This is a genomic window from Pinisolibacter sp., from assembly GCF_036782435.1.
Lineage (GTDB): Bacteria > Pseudomonadota > Alphaproteobacteria > Rhizobiales > Ancalomicrobiaceae > CALBKH01.
Map to the genome: position 1 here is coordinate 75,021 of NZ_DAIPZB010000004.1, position 18,292 is coordinate 93,312.

At 69.3% G+C, this 18,292-nt stretch carries 10 protein-coding genes and 2 pseudogenes; 6 read left to right on the forward strand and 6 right to left on the reverse strand.

Annotation, left to right across the window (positions count from 1 at the left end):
• Positions 1-96 precede the first annotated feature (96 nt).
• Positions 97-897, forward strand: a complete 801-nt coding sequence (gene hisN, locus V7Q42_RS02850; RefSeq protein WP_333822343.1) for a histidinol-phosphatase — start codon at positions 97-99, stop codon at positions 895-897.
• A 588-nt stretch (positions 898-1,485) separates the two neighbouring features.
• Here the strand turns inward: hisN and V7Q42_RS02855 are convergent.
• Positions 1,486-2,364 (reverse strand): annotated as a pseudogene (locus V7Q42_RS02855) (alpha/beta fold hydrolase); the annotation flags it as partial.
• A 328-nt stretch (positions 2,365-2,692) separates the two neighbouring features.
• Between V7Q42_RS02855 and V7Q42_RS02860 the strand changes: the two are divergent.
• Entirely contained in the window at positions 2,693-3,175 is a 483-nt protein-coding gene (locus tag V7Q42_RS02860) for an Hsp20 family protein (RefSeq protein ID WP_333822344.1), read from the forward strand.
• A 387-nt stretch (positions 3,176-3,562) separates the two neighbouring features.
• Positions 3,563-3,850: a Dabb family protein gene (locus tag V7Q42_RS02865; protein WP_333822345.1), complete on the forward strand. Its 288-nt coding sequence runs from the start codon at positions 3,563-3,565 to the stop codon at positions 3,848-3,850.
• A gap of 42 nt (positions 3,851-3,892) precedes the next feature.
• Here V7Q42_RS02865 and V7Q42_RS02870 read toward each other — a convergent pair whose 3' ends face one another.
• Positions 3,893-4,948 (reverse strand): threonine aldolase family protein, encoded by a 1,056-nt coding sequence (locus V7Q42_RS02870; protein ID WP_333822347.1) that lies wholly within the window; start codon positions 4,946-4,948, stop codon positions 3,893-3,895.
• A gap of 85 nt (positions 4,949-5,033) precedes the next feature.
• A complete protein-coding gene (locus V7Q42_RS02875) occupies positions 5,034-5,414 on the reverse strand; it encodes a tautomerase family protein (RefSeq protein ID WP_333822348.1) in 381 nt (126 codons plus the stop codon).
• A 504-nt stretch (positions 5,415-5,918) separates the two neighbouring features.
• Here V7Q42_RS02875 and gltB point away from each other — a divergent pair.
• Both gltB and V7Q42_RS02885 read left to right on the forward strand, forming a co-directional pair.
• Entirely contained in the window at positions 5,919-10,670 is a 4,752-nt protein-coding gene (gene gltB / locus V7Q42_RS02880) for a glutamate synthase large subunit (RefSeq protein ID WP_333822350.1), read from the forward strand.
• A 170-nt stretch (positions 10,671-10,840) separates the two neighbouring features.
• Positions 10,841-12,259 (forward strand): glutamate synthase subunit beta, encoded by a 1,419-nt coding sequence (locus V7Q42_RS02885; RefSeq protein WP_333822351.1) that lies wholly within the window; start codon positions 10,841-10,843, stop codon positions 12,257-12,259.
• Positions 12,260-12,488: 229 nt separating this feature from the next.
• Here V7Q42_RS02885 and V7Q42_RS02890 read toward each other — a convergent pair whose 3' ends face one another.
• Complete coding sequence (locus V7Q42_RS02890) at positions 12,489-13,673, reverse strand: SGNH/GDSL hydrolase family protein (protein WP_333822353.1); 1,185 nt, start codon at positions 13,671-13,673, stop codon at positions 12,489-12,491.
• Positions 13,674-13,812: 139 nt separating this feature from the next.
• Positions 13,813-15,144 carry a lytic murein transglycosylase gene (locus V7Q42_RS02895; RefSeq protein WP_333822354.1) on the reverse strand — a complete coding sequence of 444 codons (1,332 nt, stop codon included), beginning with the start codon at positions 15,142-15,144 and terminating at the stop codon, positions 13,813-13,815.
• A gap of 277 nt (positions 15,145-15,421) precedes the next feature.
• Between V7Q42_RS02895 and galU the strand changes: the two genes are divergently transcribed.
• Positions 15,422-16,303: a UTP--glucose-1-phosphate uridylyltransferase GalU gene (gene galU / locus V7Q42_RS02900; protein WP_333822355.1), complete on the forward strand. Its 882-nt coding sequence runs from the start codon at positions 15,422-15,424 to the stop codon at positions 16,301-16,303.
• Positions 16,304-16,385: 82 nt separating this feature from the next.
• On the opposite strand, the pseudogene V7Q42_RS02910 reads toward galU, so the two are convergent.
• A pseudogene (locus V7Q42_RS02910) lies at positions 16,386-18,160 on the reverse strand (outer membrane beta-barrel protein).
• Positions 18,161-18,292: the final 132 nt, after the last annotated feature.

Genomic DNA, 18,292 nt, shown 5'->3' on the forward strand with positions numbered 1-18,292 from the left:
GTCGATCGGCGGTGTGGGCTTGCATCGATGCGCCGGGCGGCGCAAGACCGTCGACACCCGCCGCCGACCCAGACCGCCGATCCCGAGGTGCGACCGATGAGTGTTCCCGACCCCGCCGATGACCTCGCCCGCTTCCTCGACGACCTCGCCGACGTTTCGGGGCGGGCGATCCTGCCCTATTTCCGCTCGCGGCTGGAGGTCGAGAACAAGCTCGCCGGAGCGGCTTTCGATCCCGTCACCGTCGCCGACCGGGCGGCGGAGGAGGCGATGCGCCGGTTGATCGGCGAGCGCTATCCCGACCACGGCATCCTCGGCGAGGAATACGGGCGCGAACGGGACGACGCCGAACATGTCTGGGTGCTCGATCCGATCGACGGGACGCGCGCCTTCATCTCCGGTCTGCCGGTGTGGGGCACGCTGATCGGCCTCAAGCATCACGGCCGGCCGGTGCTCGGCACCATGCACCAGCCCTTCACCCGCGAGCGCTTCACCGGCGACGGCGAGCGCGCGTGGTATCGCGGCCCCGACGGGGTGCGCGAACTGGCGACGCGGCCCTGCGCGCGGATCGAGGACGCGGTGCTGTTCACCACGACGCCGGCGATGCTGAAGGGCGAGGAGCGGACCGCCTACGACCGGGTCGAATCACGGGTCCGGTTGGCGCGCTACGGGGTCGACTGCTACGCCTACTGCATGGTCGCGGCCGGCTTCGTCGACGTGGTCGTCGAGGCCGGGCTCCAGCCCTACGACATCGTCGCCCTGATCCCGGTGATCGAGGGCGCCGGCGGCGTCGTCACTGCCTGGGACGGCGGCAGTCCCGTCGACGGCGGCCGCATCGTCGCTTCCGGCGGTCGGCGGCTCCACGACGAGGTGCTGCGGCTCCTCGCCGACGCCGGCTGAGGCGGGCGGCGTCTCCGCGTCGACGGGTTCGGCCGGCGACGGTGCGTCGGATTCGACCGCCGCGGACGGCTCTTCCGTGCTCGCGGCCGGCGCGGCGACGGCCGGGGAGGGCGACATTTCGGACGGCGGTTGCTGAGCCGTCTCCGTCGCCGCGGGCTCGGTTCCATTCGTTCCCTCCGTCTCTGCCGCCGCGTCCGCCTCGGACGTCCGGGCCGATGCGGTCTCCGCTGCGGGCGGTGGCAGGGCGATCACCTCGGGGGTGGTCGAAGCGGGGGCTTCGTCGGCCGGAGCTTCGTCGGTCTCTGGGGCGGGCGGTTCGGTGGTCGCCGCCAGGGTGCCGCTCGCGGCGGCAGCAACCGCGGCGAGGGCGGCGACGGCGGCTTGGGCGTCCGCGGGCGAGGCGGCGGATGCATCGCCTTCGGAGGCGACGTCGGCCGGGGCGTCCGGCCGGGTCGCGGGCGCGACGACGTCGGCCGGCGGGGGCGGGGGCTCCGCCGATCGCGGCATCTCCACCGGCGGCGCGTCCGAGCCGGGGACGAAGGCGTCGAAACCGGCCCAGAACTGCTCGCGATAGCGGTCGCGCTCCTTGAGGAGTTCGTGGCGGGCACCGGGGATCACCAGATGTTCGGTGGCGACGGTGCGGGTGGCGAAGGTCTCGATCGCCCGGTTCGACACCACCCGGTCGTCGCCGCAGGCGAAGATCAGGGTGGGCAGGCGCCAGGCGGCGAGCGCGGTGGGGGCGAGGACGCGGTCCATCACCTCGAAAGCGGCGGCGAGCCAGCCGACGGTGGGCGAGCCGACGGCGATCTCGGGATGGCGCCACGACATCTCGGCGCCGCGGGCGTGGCGGACCGGGTCGGAGGTGAGCACGTTCTGATCGAACGGCGTCGTGTGGATCGGCGTGGCGCCGCCGCCGGGCACCCAGTCGGAGCCCATGCCGAGGGCGCGCAGGGTCTTGGTGAGGACGCGGGCGACGGGTTCGGCGGGGCCGACGGTGCCGAGGCCGAGGAACGGGGCGGTCAGCACCATGCGGCGGACGTCGCGGGCGAGGCGGTCGCCGTTCGCCACGGCGACGAGGCCGCCGGTCGAATGAGCGAGGACGTACCAGGGCTTCGGGTGGTTCGGGGCGACGAGGCGAAGGACGGCGTCGAGGTCGAAGTCGTAGGCGGCCATGTCGGTGACGTGACCCTTGCGCGGGTGGCGCGCCAGCCGCTGCGAGCCACCCTGGCCGCGCCAGTCGAAGGTCGCCACCGAGAGGCCGCGGGCCTGCAGGTCGCGGATCGTCTCGAACCAGCATTCGACGTATTCGGCGCGACCCTGGAGCAGGATGACGGTGCCGCGCGGGCGGAAGGCCTCGAAGGTCGCCCAACGGATGCGCACGCCGTCGGCGGCGGCGAGGACGCCGACACGGGCGCCGGGCGGCACCGGGGCGTCGGGGGACTCGATCAGGTGGTCGACGACGTCCATCCGGCACTCCCGGGCGATGGCGGCGAGGCGCGAGAATCGCGTTTCCGCGAGGCGAACCGATCCTCCCCATCGAGATACCCCGGCCCGCGGCGAGGGACAACCGAGGCTCGTTTCACGGCGACCGCGACCTCCTCACGAATTCGATGTGCACCCCTCTTGAAAGACGTCGCGAGCACTCCCATGTCTCGTCTCGTGGATGCCGACAGGATCCATGATGAAATCGCATCCCCCGGCGATTACTGCGATGTGCCTCGGCGGGCGTCGAAGAAGTCGGAAAGCGGGTGCGATCTCGTCGACATGTGTCGCTCAGCGCTTCGGAGGACATCACATGCGTATCGACTTCTCTCCGCTCTATCGTTCCACCGTCGGTTTCGACCGCCTCTTCTCGTTGATGGACGCCATGGGCGCCGGCGAGACTTCGCAGCCGAGCTATCCGCCCTACAACATCGAGCGGACCGGCGAGAACGCCTATCGCATCACCATGGCCGTCGCCGGCTTCGGCGAACCGGATCTCGCGCTCGAAGTGAAGGAAGGCGTGCTCGTGGTGAAGGGCGAGAAGGCGACATCGGAAGAGAACAAGGAGCTTCTCTATCGCGGCATCGCGTCGCGCAGCTTCGAGCGCCGCTTCCAGCTCGCCGACCACGTGGTGGTCCAGGGCGCCAAGCTGGAGAACGGCCTGCTCCATATCGATCTGGCCCGTGAGGTGCCGGAGGCGATGAAGCCGCGCCGCATCCCGATCGCCGCCGCGGCTCAGGCCAAGACGATCGAAGCGCCCACCACCGCGGCCGCGCCGACGGTCGAAGCCGCCTGAGGCACGAATCATGGAAATCCACGGCCGACCCCTTCCCTCCCCCCCGTAGTTCGGCCGTGGTGAGCCCGATCGCCCCCCGATCGGACGCCCCGGAGCCGCCCCGTCCACCGCAAGGTGGGCGGGGCGGTCTTCTTGTGGACCTTCGCCGCCTCGTCCACCGCAAGGTGGGCGGGGCGGTCTTCTTGTGGACCTTCGCCGCCTCGTCCACCGCAAGGTGGGCGGGGCGGTCGCGTTTCGGGGGTGGGGCGGATTGGGGGTGTGGCCCGCGCCTCGATCGCGACGGGACGGGACACGGGAAAGGTTCACGCTGCGCTGCGAAACGGCTAAGGGTGCTTTCGCCGCGACGCGGGTGCGTCGTCGGTCCGCCAGCGAACGCAGGGGCAGCCCGTGATCCGCCACGTCGTCTTCTTTTCGGTCCGTGACGCCGCCGACGCCGATCGCGTCGAGGCCGGATTGCGGCTCCTGGAGCGCAATCCGCATGCGCAGCGGTTGGCGATCCGGCGCAATCTCAAGTGCGACGCGTTGTCGGGCGAGGTCGATTTCGTCGTCTACGGGGAATTCGCCGACGAGGCGGCGCTCGCCGCCTACAAGGCCGATCCGACCTATGCGCAGTCGATCGCCGCGGTGCGGCCGCTGCGCGATCTGCGCATCGCCGCCGATTTCGAGCTGGACTGAGCGCGGGCGGCGCGGGTCGGCTCCGCCGCTCGGTGAGGCGCGTCACGGCTTCGCCAGTTCCGCCAGGAAGGCGTCGACGTCGTCGGTCGTGGTGGCGAAGCTCGTCACCAGCCGGTAGAGAGCTTCACCTTCGGCGAGGCGGTCCTCGGGGGCGAGGCCGGCGGTCGACCACGGGTGGAAGCGGGCGCCGGCGGCGGTGAGGTGCTCGGCGGTCGCCGGGGCCATGGCGACGAAGACCTCGTTGGCCTGGGGTTCCCAGGCGAGGCGGGCGGAGTTCGAGCGAGCGATGCCGGCGGCGAGACGGTCCGTCATGGCGTTGGCGTGGGCCGCGAGTTCCAGCCAGTGGCCATCGTCGAGCCAGGCGTCGAACTGCGCGGCGACGAGGCGGTGCTTGGAGATCAGCTGGCCGGCGCGCTTGCGGCGGAAGGCCAGTTCCTCGCGTTTCTCCGAATCGAACGAGACGATCGCCTCGGCCATCAGGCAGCCGCCCTTGGTGGCGCCGAAGGAGAGGACGTCGACGCCGGCCTTCCAGGTGACTTCGGCGAGGCTGCAGCCGAGCCGGGCGACGGCGTTGGCCAGCCGCGCCCCGTCCATGTGGAGGGCGAGGCCGTGGCGGTGGGCGACGTCGGCGAGGGCGGCCACCTCGGCGGGGGTGTAGATGCGGCCGCTCTCGTTGGCCTGGGCGATGGAGAGCACCGCGGGCTTGCCGTGGTGGACGCCGATCGGCCAGGCGGCGAGGCGGTGGCCGAGGTCGCGCGCGTCGATCTTGCCGTGGCGGCCGGGGAGGGTCACCGTTCGGGTGCCGGCGAAGAACTCGGGCGCGCCACATTCGTCGACGGCGAGGTGGCCCTCCTCGTGGATGACGAGTTGGCCCCAGGGCGGCGCGAAGGTGGCGACCGACAGCGCGTTGGCGGCGGTGCCGGTGGCGACGAGGAAGACGTCGACGTCGCGCTCGAAGGCCGCGGCGAAGCGGGCTTCGAGCCGGCGCGTGAACTCGTCGTCGCCGTAGGCGGGCTGCGGGCCGACGGCGCCGGCTTCCGCCAGGGCGGCGAGGACTTTCGGCGAGGCGCCGAACCAGTTGTCTGACGAGAAGATCATGGCGCGACCCTCGCACCGCCCGAGCGCCGGCGCAAGCGACCGGCGAGCGGGACAGGGTGGCGTATCGGTCGGCGTGATCCGCCGGTCAGCCGTATTGCATCAGCCCGCCGCCGAAGGACCAGTTCTCGGCCTTCACCTCGACGAGGTTCACGAACACGTCGTCCGGGCCGACGCCGGGCGCTACGGCCAATTCGCGGGCGATGGCGGCGTAGAGGGCGCGCTTCTGGTCCTTGGAGCGGGTATCGTTACAGGTGATGCGGACGAAGACCGTGGCGTCGGAGCGGGCGACGCCCGGATAGGTTCGGTCGTAGACGATCTCGTCCGGCCCGTGACGGGTGAGGAGGCAGAAGCGGTCGTTCTCCGGCACGGCGAACGTTTCCCGCATGGCGCGGTAGACGGCGTCGAGGATTTCGGCGTCGTGGCCGACCCAGGCGTCGGCGGCGAGCGAGACTTGGACGAGAGGCATGGCGGCGGGTCTCCCACGGCGATCGGGATCGATCGGCGAGAGGATCCCGCCGACCGAGCGTCGGGTCCAATTCGCATGCGTGATTTCACCGATGAACGGATGCGATCGCCCGGCGATCGGCCGAAGTGTGGGCGAATCTCGAGCAGATCGTGGCGAACTGCCGCTTGCGGGAACGGCGGATTTCTGCGATCTTCCGCTCGGAAGAAATAGGACAGCAAGACTGACCTATTTTTCGGAAATGGACGGAAAGCGGCGGATTTCTGCGGTTTTTCGACATGGCCGGCGCGGCTCGGGGTATGCGCTCGGTGGTCTCTTCCGGGAGGGAAGGGGTGCGAAGCGGATCTGCGACGCCGTGGCTCGATCGGGTGGCTCCACCCGGATCCGCGCCCCGCTCCGCGATCTCGACCGAGACCGTGGGCCGGGGATGCGCGCGTCCGAGGATGGGCCGATGACCACCTGCCGCCCCCCACGCCCGGGACGCGGCGAACTGCGAGGATGGGTCCCATGGAACGGATCTCGCCGGAAGGCTTCCCGAGCATCGAAGCTCGTGAGGTGATCGCCACCACCGAGACCGCGGCGGTCGCGCCGCAGACGGTCGCGACGACCTCGGCGCTGCCGAAGGCCCAGGGCATGTTCGACCCGTCCGAGAACCGGGACGCCTGCGGCGTCGGCTTCGTCGCCGACATCAAGGGCCGCAAGAGCCACGGCATCGTCGAGGATGCGCTCTACGTGCTCGAGAACCTCGAGCACCGCGGCGCCGTCGGCGCCGATCCGCTGATGGGCGACGGCGCCGGCATCCTGGTGCAGATCCCGCATCGCTTCTTCTCGGAGGAATGCGCGAAGCTCGGCTTCCCGCTTCCCGAGGCCGGCAAGTACGCCATCGGCCAGATCTTCCTGCCGCGCGACGCCGCCGAGCGCGACCGGGCGGTGGCGATCATCGACCGCTGCATCGAAGCCGAGGGCATGAGCGTGCTCGGCTGGCGCGACGTGCCGGTCGACAACTCCAAGCTCTCCGAGGGCGTCAAGGCGACCGAACCGGTGCAGCGTCAGGTGTTCATCGGCTGCATCGCCCCGGGCGCCACCCAGGAGGACTTCGAGCGCAAGCTCTACATCGCCCGCAAGCTCCTGTCCGGCGAGGTCTACGAGGCCGACTGGAACGGCGCGACCAAGCGTGATCTCGACAGCTTCTACGTCGTGTCGCTGTCGAGCCGCACCGTCGTCTACAAGGGCATGTTCCTGTCCTATCAGGTCGCGGCCTACTATCCCGACCTCGCCGACGAGCGCTTCGAGTCGGCGCTGGCGCTGGTGCATCAGCGCTTCTCGACCAACACCTTCCCGTCGTGGAAGCTCGCCCATCCCTACCGGATGGTCGCCCACAACGGCGAGATCAACACGCTGCGCGGCAACGTCAACTGGATGTACGCCCGTCAGGCGACCACGACCTCGAAGGTGCTCGGCGACGACATCGAGAAGATCTGGCCGATCTCCTACGAGGGCCAGTCGGACACCGCCTGTTTCGACAACGCGCTCGAGTTCCTGGTGCGCGGCGGCTATTCGCTCGCCCATGCGGCCATGACCCTCGTTCCCGAGGCGTGGTCGGGCAACCAGGTGATGGACGACGAGCGCAAGGCCTTCTACGAGTACCATGCCGCGCTGATGGAGCCGTGGGACGGCCCGGCGGCGGTCGCGTTCACCGATGGCCGCCAGATCGGCGCGACCCTCGACCGCAACGGCCTGCGTCCGGCCCGCTACATCGTCACCGACGACGATCGCGTCATTCTCGCCTCGGAAGCCGGCACCCTGCCGGTGCCGGAGGAGAAGATCGTCTCCAAGTGGCGCCTGCAGCCGGGCAAGATGCTGCTGATCGACCTCGAGGCCGGCCGCATCATCTCCGACGACGAGATCAAGCGCACCATCGCCACCGCGCATCCCTACGGCACCTGGATCGAAGAGACCCAGCTGGTGCTCGAGGACCTGCCGGCGGTGGAGCCGCGCGCGCCGCAGACGCTGGAGAGCCTGCTCGATCTGCAGCAGGCCTTCGGCTACACCCAGGAGGACCTCAAGGTCCTCTTGCCGCCGATGGCCGTCACCGGCCAGGAAGCGGTCGGCTCGATGGGTACCGACACGCCGATCTCGGCGCTGTCGGACAAGTCGAAGCTGCTCTACACCTACTTCAAGCAGAACTTCGCCCAGGTGACGAACCCGCCGATCGACCCGATCCGCGAAGAACTCGTCATGAGCCTGGTGTCGTTCATCGGTCCGCGTCCGAACCTCTTCGACCTCGAAGGCGAGAAGGCTCAGAAGCGGCTCGAGGTGCGTCAGCCGATCCTCACCAACGAGGATCTGGAGAAGATCCGCACGATCGGCGACAACGAGGATTCGGGCTTCAAGTCGATCACCATCGACATCACCTACCCGGCCGCCAACGGCGCCGCCGGCATGCGTCCGGCGCTCGAGGCGATCTGCATCCAGGCGGAAGCCGCGGTCAGGATGTCGGCTGCCGGTCAGGTCTACAACATCATCGTGCTCTCCGACCGCATGACCGGCCGGCAGCGCATCGCCATTCCGGCGCTGCTCGCCACCGCCGCCGTGCACCACCATCTGATCCGCAAGGGCCTGCGTACCCGCGCCGGCCTGGTGGTCGAATCCGGTGAGCCGCGCGAGATCCACCACTTCGCCTGTCTCGCCGGCTACGGCGCCGAGGCGATCAACCCCTACCTCGCCTTCGACACGCTGATCGCGATGAAGGGCCAGTTCCCGGACGACGTCGACGAGCACGAGATCGTCTATCGCTACATCAAGTCGATCGGTAAGGGTCTGCTCAAGGTCATGTCCAAGATGGGCATCTCGACCTATCAGTCCTATTGCGGCGCCCAGATCTTCGACGCGGTCGGCCTCAAGGCGGCCTTCGTCAAGGAGTTCTTCTTCGGCACCGCGACCAAGATCGAGGGTGTCGGTCTGACCGAGGTCGCCAAGGAGACGGTCGAGCGTCACGCCAAGGCCTTCGGCGGCGATCCGGTGCTGACCGACATGCTCGAGGTGGGCGGCGAATACGCCCAGCGCGTCCGCGGCGAGGCCCACGTGTGGACCGCCGGCACCATCGCCGGCCTGCAGCACGCGGTGCGCTCGAACTCCTTCGAGAAGTTCCAGGCGGAGTTCTCCAAGCCGATCGACGAGCAGAACGAGCGGCTGACCACCATCCGCGGCCTCTTCCGCATCAAGTCGGCCGAGGAGATCGGCCGGACCGCGATCCCGCTCGACGAGGTCGAGCCGGCGGTGGAGATCGTCAAGCGTTTCGCCACCGGCGCGATGTCCTACGGCTCGATCAGCCGCGAGGCCCACACCACGCTCGCCATCGCCATGAACCGCATCGGCGGCCGGTCGAACACCGGTGAGGGTGGCGAGGAGGCGGATCGCTTCAAGCCGCTGGCCAACGGCGATTCGATGCGCTCGGCGATCAAGCAGGTCGCTTCCGGCCGCTTCGGCGTCACCACCGAGTATCTGGTCAACTCCGACCAGATGCAGATCAAGATGGCGCAGGGTGCCAAGCCCGGCGAAGGCGGTCAGTTGCCCGGCCACAAGGTCGACGCGGTGATCGGCAAGGTCCGCCACGCCACCCCCGGCGTGCAGCTGATCTCGCCGCCGCCGCACCACGACATCTATTCGATCGAGGATCTGGCGCAGCTGATCTTCGACCTGAAGAACGTCAACCCGGCCGGCGAAGTGTCGGTGAAGTTGGTCTCGGAGGTCGGCGTCGGCACCGTCGCCGCCGGCGTCGCCAAGGCGCGCGCAGACCACATCACCATCTCCGGCTTCGAGGGCGGCACCGGCGCGTCGCCGCTGACCTCGATCAAGCACGCGGGTTCGCCGTGGGAGATCGGCCTCGCCGAGACCCAGCAGACGCTGGTGATCAACGGCCTGCGCTCGCGCGTCGAGCTCCAGGTCGACGGCGGTCTGCGCACCGGACGTGACGTCGTCGTCGGCGCCATGCTGGGTGCGGACGGCTTCGGCTTCGCCACCGCGCCGCTGATCGCGGCGGGCTGCCTGATGATGCGCAAGTGCCACCTCAACACCTGCCCGGTCGGCATCGCCACCCAGGACCCGGTGCTGAGGAAGCGCTTCCACGGGGCACCGGAACACGTGATCAACTACTTCTTCTTCGTCGCCGAAGAAGTGCGCCGCATCCTGGCGTCGCTGGGCTTCGAGAAGCTCACCGACATCACCGGCCGCACCGACCTCCTCGACAAGCGGAAGTCGATCGCCCACTGGAAGGCCAAGGGCCTCGACTTCACCCGGCTGTTCCACATGCCGGAGGCGGCCGAGAGCGAGCGTCGTCGCACCATCCGTCAGCAGCATCCGATCGACACCGTGCTCGATCGCAAGCTGATCGCGGAAGCGGCTCCGGCGCTCGAAGCGAAGCGGCCGGTCCGGATCGACACCGAGGTCAAGAACGTCGATCGCTCGGTCGGCGCCATGCTCTCGGGCGAGGTCGCCAAGCGCTTCGGTCACGCCGGCCTGCCGGAGGATACGATCCACGTGACCCTCACCGGTACCGCGGGTCAGGCCTTCGGCGCCTGGGCGGCGCGCGGCGTGACGCTGGAACTGGTCGGCGACGGCAACGACTACGTCGGCAAGGGCCTGTCGGGCGGTCGCCTGATCGTCAAGCCGAACCCGATGTCGCGGATCGTGCCGGAGAAGTCGATCATCGTCGGCAACACCGTGCTCTACGGGGCGATCGAGGGCGAGTGCTACTTCCGTGGCTTCGCCGGCGAACGCTTCGCGGTGCGCAACTCGGGTGCCATCGCGGTGGTCGAGGGCGTCGGTGATCACGGCTGCGAGTACATGACCGGCGGTATCGTCGTGGTGCTCGGTCCGACGGGCCGCAACTTCGGCGCCGGCATGTCGGGCGGCATCGCCTATGTGCTCGACGAGGACGGCTCCTTCGCCAAGCGGGTCAACCTGTCGATGGTCGAGCTCGAGCCGGTTCCGGAAGAGGACATCCTGCTCGAGAAGCTGCACCATCAGGGTGGCGACCTCGACTTCAAGGGCAAGGTGGACGTCTCCGGCGACATGACCCGTCACGACGACGAGCGGCTGTGGCAGCTCATCTCCAGCCATCTCCACTGGACCGGCTCGGCCCGGGCCAAGGAGATCCTGGAGCACTGGGAGGTGTTCCGGCCGAAGTTCGTCAAGGTGATGCCGGTCGAGTACCGCAAGGCGCTCGAGAAGATGCAACAGCGTCAGGCAGCCGAGTGATCGGACGGAGTTGATGGAGACCGGAGGCGAACCTCGGTTCGCCTCAGATGGACACCGGAGGCGAACTTCCGTTCGCCTCCGCCCGGATCAGACCCCGGCGGTGGGTCCCTCGAACGGCGCGAAGCGCCTCGGGACCCCCGGCCGGAGAAGCAAAGGAACGGAGTGACACGATGGGCAAGGTCACCGGCTTTCTCGAGTACGATCGCCAGGAGCTGAAGTACCAGCCGGCGGCGGATCGTATCCGCCACTACAAGGAGTTCACCCTGCCGCTGGCCGACGCCGACGTCGAGCGGCAGGCGGCGCGCTGCATGGAATGCGGCGTGCCCTATTGCCACCGCGGCTGTCCGGTCAACAACCAGATCCCCGACTGGAACGATCTGGTCTACGACGGCGACTACGAGACCGCGGCGGCCAACCTGCACTCGACCAACAACTTCCCCGACTTCACCGGTCGGATCTGCCCGGCGCCCTGCGAGGCGTCGTGCACGCTCAACCTGTTCGACGCGCCGGTCACCATCAAGACCATCGAGGCGACGATCTCGGAGAAGGCGTGGACCAACGGTTGGCTCGTGCCGCAGCCGGCGAAGGCCAAGACCGGCAAGAAGGTGGCGGTCGTCGGCGCCGGCCCGGCCGGCCTCGCGGCGGCGCAGCAACTGGCGCGCGTCGGTCACGACGTCCACGTCTACGAGAAGAACGCCAAGGCCGGCGGCCTGCTGCGCTACGGCATCCCCGACTTCAAGCTCGACAAGGGCGTGGTCGAGCGCCGGGTGAAGCAGCTCGTCGACGAAGGTGTCGAGTTCCACTTCAACACCACCGTCGGGCTCGACGTGTCGGCGCAGGAACTGGTCGATCTCTACGATGCGGTGCTGCTCACCGGTGGCGCCGAGAAGCCGCGCGATCTGCCGGCGCCGGGCCGCAACCTCGGTGGCATCCATTTCGCCATGGAGTTCCTGCCGCAGCAGAACCGTCGCGTCTCGGGCGAGCCGCTCGGCGAAGTGGCGCCGATCCTGGCCGGCGGCAAGCACGTCGTCGTCATCGGCGGCGGCGACACCGGCTCGGACTGCATCGGCACCTCGGTGCGTCAGGGCGCGCTGTCGGTCACCCAGCTCGAGATCATGCCGCGTCCGCCCGAGAAGGAGGACAAGCTCGCAACCTGGCCGAACTGGCCGATCAAGCTCCGGACCTCGTCGAGCCACGAGGAGGGTGCGGAGCGTCTGTTCGGCGTCACCGCGACCCGCTTCGAGGGGGCCGACGGCCGTGTCACGGAAGTCCACATCGCCGAGGTCGACGCCAGGTTCCAGCCGATCGCCGGCACCGAGAAGGTGCTGAAGGCCGATCTGGTGCTGCTCGCCATGGGTTTCGTCTCGCCGGTGCACGAGGGCATGATCGATGCGCTCGGCGTCGCCAAGGACGGTCGCGGCAACGTGAAGGCGACCGAGGACGACTATGCCACCTCGATGCAGAAGGTCTTCGCCGCCGGCGACATGCGCCGCGGCCAGTCCCTGGTGGTGTGGGCGATCCGCGAGGGCCGTCAGGCCGCTCGTTCGATCGACCTGTTCCTGATGGGCCGGACCGAACTGCCGCGCTGAGCGACGCGAGGCGAGCGTGATACCGAGCCCACGAAGTTCCGACCTGTTCGGAACTTCATGGGCGAAGGCAAGCCCAAATGGGCGTCGGCCGGTCAGGCCGAAACTCACGAAATTCGGACGAGTCCGAATTTCGTGGACCCGGTATGAGACATCATGGCGCGTCATCTTCGGGTGGCGCGCCGTCGTCGTTTCGGGAGGCGGTCGATGGCCGCGGGGGACGCGCTGCGCCTCAGGGGGCGCGGCGGGAGTGGTCGTCGACGCGGCCGGCGGGGGTTTCGATCGGCAGGCCCTCGACGAGGCGGCGATGCGCCGGGGTGTCGGCGACGGGATAGCCGCCGGGCAGGTATCGGATCTCCTGCGGTCGACCGGCGCCGCCGGCGAGGCCGCCTTCGCCGTCGGGGCCGGCCACCTTGCCGAGGGGGACGATCGGACCGATGGTCGTCCACGGTGCGGGCGGCAGCGGCGGCGGACCGGCGACGATCGCTTCTTCCGCCCGGGGTTCGATGCGCGGCTCCTCGGGCAGCGACATCAGCGCCGGGATCGATCCGCCGCGCATCACCTTGCGGATCTCCTGCTCGACGAAGAAGGCGAGCTTCCTCTGGCCGGCGCGGGTGAAGAGCACGCCGTCGTTGGTGCGCAGCTTCTTGATCTGGCCTTCGACGTCGGGACCGGTCGGGGTGTAGTGGCCCTCTTCGTCGGTGAAGGCGTTCCAGATGTCGACGAAGCCGCCGCCGGACGCCTGGACGCGCGGCCGGATCATGTCGTTGAGGGACGACAGGAAGGCGGCGTAGGCGGCGCGCGCGGTGGGGCGACGATCGGGGTCGGAGGTCGGCGGCAGGCCGACCCACCAGAACGGTTTGCCGGTGGCGCGGATCTCGGCGATCAGCTTGTCGAGGCGCTCGCCGTAGACCCTGGTCCATTCCTCGCCCGCCACTTCGAGGCCCTTGGCGCCGGGGACGGGGATGGTCTGATAGTCGTTGACGCCGAGCATGACGACGATCATGTCGGCCTTGTTCTCGGCGAACACCTTCGTCGCCATCGTGCTCCACTCGCCGTCGTTGTCGCGGGTGAGGCCGGAAGCGTTGCGCGACTTGGCGACGACGACGATCGACGGCTCTTCGGCGAAGGCCATCTGCAGACCGTAGCCCAGGCCCTGGGCCTCGATGTCGCCGATGACCAGCACCGTCTGGGCGTCCGGGTTCTTCGGCACTTCGACGATCTTGGGCTCGACCCGCTTCCTCGGCGGGGCGACCACATCCGGCGGAGCCGGCGGCAAGCGGCGTTGCTGGGGAACGCCGAAGAGGGCACGGAAGAAGCCGCCGATCGGATCGACCTGAGCGGCGGCCGGAGCGCTTCCCGACGCGGCGAACAGCGCCACCATCAATAGGATCAGTGCCGTCCGGACACCACGCATCGCCGTCTCGCCTCGTCCCGTGACGATCCGCGCACCGCCGCCGGTGCCGGATTCGTCGCGACGGACAGTCTAGTGCAGAATCGGGCGAAACGAGTACAGGCGCCGCGGGTCGCGTCGATCGGTCTCGACGAGGCGCGGATCAGCCGCCGCGCAGGCGGGCGAGGACCTTGTCGGTGGGATAGCCGTCGGCGGGCGTCATGCCGACCGACTTCTGCCAAGCCTGGATCGCTCCGCGAGTCTTGTCGCCGTAACGGCCGTCGGCACCACCGGTGTCGAAGCCGAGGGCGGTCAGGCGCTCCTGGACCTCCTGGGTCTCGCTCAGCGTCAGCGAGCGCTCGTCCACCGGCCAGGGCCTGACGAACTTGCCCTCGCCGCGGATCTTGTCGCCGAGGTGGCAGATCGCCAGAGCGTATTTCGACGAAGGGTTGTAGGACTTCACCGCGTAGAAATTGCGGGTCAGGGCGAAGGCCGGCCCCTTGGCGCCGGCGGGCAGGTAGATGCGCGCCACGGTGTCGGGGTGGGAGAAGGCCTTGCCGTCGGCGCGGCGCAGGCCGAGCGCCGTCCACTGGGCGAAGGTCTTCTGGGTCTTGCCGTCGGCATGTGCGTGGTCGAACTTCGGGGTGAAGTCGACCTCGTGACCCCAGGCTTCGCCGCGCCGCCAGCGGCCGCGCTCGACCAGGTAGCGGGCGGTGCCGGCGAGCGCGTCGTCGGGCTTGCCGAAGGGATTGATGCGGCCGTCGCCGTCGAAGTCGACGCCCATGTTGAGCCAGACCTCGGGCATCCACTGGGTGTGGCCCATGGCGCCGGCCCAGGAGCCGATCATCTGGTCGGGCTCGGCCCAACCGCGGTCGACGATGATCAGCGCGTTGATCAGTTCCTGCTCCCAATAGCTGCGGCGACGGGCGTCGCCCCAGGCGAGCGCGGAGAGGCAGGGGATGACCTTGCGCATGTACTTGGCGGAGACGGCGAGATCGCCGAACGAGCTCTCGAGCCCCCACAGGGCGCACAGGGTATAGCGGTCGACGCCGTATTTCGCTTCGATGCGATCCCACAGCGCGGCGTATTCGCGGATCCGCTTCTTGCCGGTCTCGACGTTGTAGTCGCTGGTGCGGCGTTCGATGTAGCGCCAGATCGGTTCCTGAACCTCGGGCTGGGCGCGGTCGAACTTGTAGACGGCGGTGTCGGGGACGGTCGCGGCCATGACCCTGTCATAGGTCGCACCCGAGACACCCTTGGCCAGGGCCCGGGGACGGAAGCGGCCGACCCATTCGGTGAAGCCGGTGTCGGCGACCGGACCCGGTTCGTCGGCGGGTGTGCCGATCGAGCCGGTCTCGGCCTTGGCGACGCCGAGGCCGGCCATCGGCGACGACGAACAGGCGCCGAGCGCCAGCGAACCGGCGCCGATCAGGAAGGCCCGTCGGCGCAGCGCGAGGTCGAGCAGGGTTCCGTCGAAACGGCGCGGATCGGACATCGCGAAGTCTCCCGGGGCGGGTGTGGGGCGGCGGCGCTCGCCGTCGGCACGCCGGCTGATCTCCCGGTGATCATGGTTAATTCGAACTTAACACCGTCTTAACGCCGCTTCCTCATGATTTCGCCGCGGTTTCGGAAGAATCGCACGCCGTCGCATCCGTCGGTGACGCATCGTGAGCGGTGCGCTTGCCGGGCTCGGGGCGATGGATTACGCACAAGGCGGCGCGCCACGATCGGTGATGCGTCGACGAGAGTCCACAGGCGAGAAAGTCCTCGGAATGACGAAGAAGATCCGCAAAGCCGTGTTCCCCGTCGCGGGCCTGGGGACCCGCTTCCTGCCCGCCACCAAGGCGATGCCCAAGGAGATGCTGACCGTCGTCGACAAGCCGGTGATCCAGTACATCGTCGACGAGGCGCGCGAGGCGGGGATCGAACACTTCATCTTCGTCACCGGCCGCAACAAGGCGGTGATCGAGGACCATTTCGACCTCGCCTACGAGCTCGAGGCGACGCTCAGGTCGCGCGGCAAGAAGGCCGAACTCGCCATCCTCGACGCCCAGCGGCCGCCGCCGGGCACGACCTCCTTCACTCGCCAGCAGGAGCCGCTCGGCCTCGGCCACGCGGTGTGGTGCGCGCGCGATCTGGTCGGCGACGAGCCCTTCGCGGTGATGCTGCCCGACATGATCATGAAGGGCCACACCAAGAGCTGCCTCGCGCAGATGACCGACGTCTTCCACGAAACCGGCGGCAACGTCGTCGCGGTCGAGGAGTGCCCGCCCGAACTCGCGCATCAGTACGGCATCGTCGGCGTCGGCGACGCCAAGGGCGAGGCGTTCCGCATCACCTCGATGGTGGAGAAGCCGCCGAAGGGCACCGCGCCGTCGAACCTCTTCATCAACGGCCGCTACATCCTGCAGCCGCGGATCTTCGAACTGCTCGAGACCCAGGAGCGCGGCGCCGGCAACGAGATCCAGCTCACCGACTCGATGCGCGCGCTGATGGACGAGGATGCCTTCTGGGGCGTGCGCTTCGAGGGCAAGACCTACGACTGCGGCTCCAAGGTCGGCTTCCTCGCCGCCAATGTCGCCTACGGACTGGAGCGCAAGGATCTCAGGGCGGAATTCCGCGCCGAGATCGAGGCGATTCTGAAGGGTCTGTGAGGTCGTTCACGACGAGAAGACGTTTCGGCCGGCGTCGCGAGACGCCGGCCGTTTCGTATCCGAGGGCCGGCGGCGATCGGCGTCAGCGCTGCAGGCGGACGCCGACCATGACCGTCGCGACATCGTAGTCGGCGCCGGCGGAGGTGGAGACGTAACGCGTCAGGCCGCCCTTGACGAAGGTCTGGATGTTCCGGTCGATCTTGTAGGTGAGGCCGGAGGAGAGCGTCACGGTGTCCTCGCGCAGAGACGTCCCGACATAGCGCTTGTCGGCGACCGCCAGCCCGGCGGAGGCGACGAGATCGGGGCGGAGCGCGTGGTCGACCGAGACGCCGACGGTGCGCGAGACGGCGCCGGGGGAGGTCGCCAGAGTGGTCGGCTCGAAACTCGTCTTGGCGTCGAGCTTGACGCTGGTCAGGCGGGTCGGCGACCACACCAACGATCCGTCGAGGAGCCAGCCGGAGATGTCGGGCAATGTGCCCTTTTCGGGACGCTCGACGCCCCAACCGGTCGACAGTTCGCCGCGCAGCATCGGACCGAGGTCGGCGACGACGCCGACCTTCGCCGCCGCACCGATCGAATCGCGGGGCTGCCGGCGACGATCGCATCGTCGTAGTCGCGGTTCGACGCCTGGACCTCGACGAAGGGGCGGAGCGATCCCTTCGAGCCCCAGGTGGCGCGCAGGGCGGCGATGTGGCGGGTGTTGTTCTGGATCTCGGAGCCGAGCGAAGCGCCGGTCGAGGTGGTGCCGCCGGAGTAGTCGTAGCGCTCGATGTCGCCGCGCAGGGTGAGGGCGACGAGGCCGACATCACGGGTGATGCCGAGGGAGGCGGTCTTCGAATCGGTCGTCGCCGGAACGACCGTGTTCGCCGGATCGTCGGCGCTCGAGCTGGAATCGCGGTCGTGCGACCAGCCGGCCTTGACGTCGACGGCGGTCTCGTCGCCGAGGTCGATGCGGCCGCGCAGGGTGCCCTGGAAGGACGGCTTGTCGTAGTCGTGATCGGTGGTGTTGCCGAGGTAGGCGCCGCGCAGTTCGATCTGCAGCGAATGGCGCGACCAGTCGGAGCGGCCGATCAGTTCGGGGGCGACGCGCCAGGTCACGCCGGAGGCGCCGCCGGCCCTGGAGGCGACGTTGGAACTCCATCCGGTGGAGGTCTCGATCGCCGGCAGCCAGGTGAAACCGCCGGTCCTCAGGCCGAGCTGGGCATATTCGTCGTTCTCGATCGCCGCCTCGTCGCGCTTGTCGGCGAGGACGTCGCGGGACCGCGGCTGAACCGCGGCTTCCGCCAGGGTCGGTCCACCTTTCGTCACGGTCCCGGTGCGTTCGACCGGTCCGCGTCGCGTCGCGGAGTCGCTGCCCGGCACCATCGGTCGGCCGGTCGCCGGATCGATGCGCCCCGCTGCTGCGCCGGCGGTGCGGGCGTCGGGACGGGTCGCCGGTGTCGGTGTGGCCGGGGTGGACGCAGGTCGCCCGATCGGTTCGAGCGCCGAAGGGTCGGCGTCGACCGGCGTCGGGGTGGGGAGGAGCGGATCGAGTTCGGGCGTCGCGGCCGCGGCATCGCCCGGCGCCGTGTCGGCGTCGCGCCGCACACCGAGGCTGCCGCGTAGCGGCGAGCTCGGGGCGGTGCGGCTCGTCGCCGGCTTCAGCGTCGTGGCAGCACGTAGGCTCTGTCGGCGCAACGGGTCGCGCGGATCGGCGTCGTCGGTGGTGCGCATCTGCGCGGCGACCGGCGCACAGGAGAGGATCGAGACGGCGAGGGCCAATCCCGCCCGCAGACGCGACCGAGCGCGATCCGCGACGGCGGATTCCGTCGAGATCGGCGCGACGGCGGACGGGGCGGTTGAGGGGCGCGGGCGCATGGGTCCTCGACGGCGGCCGACCACTCCGCGCGCGGCGTGGATCGACGGTGGGTTGCCGAAAGGTAAACGACCATGGTTAACGCTTCCTTATCCCGCCGGCGGGGCGCCCGCCCGGATGCCTCCCCATCGTTG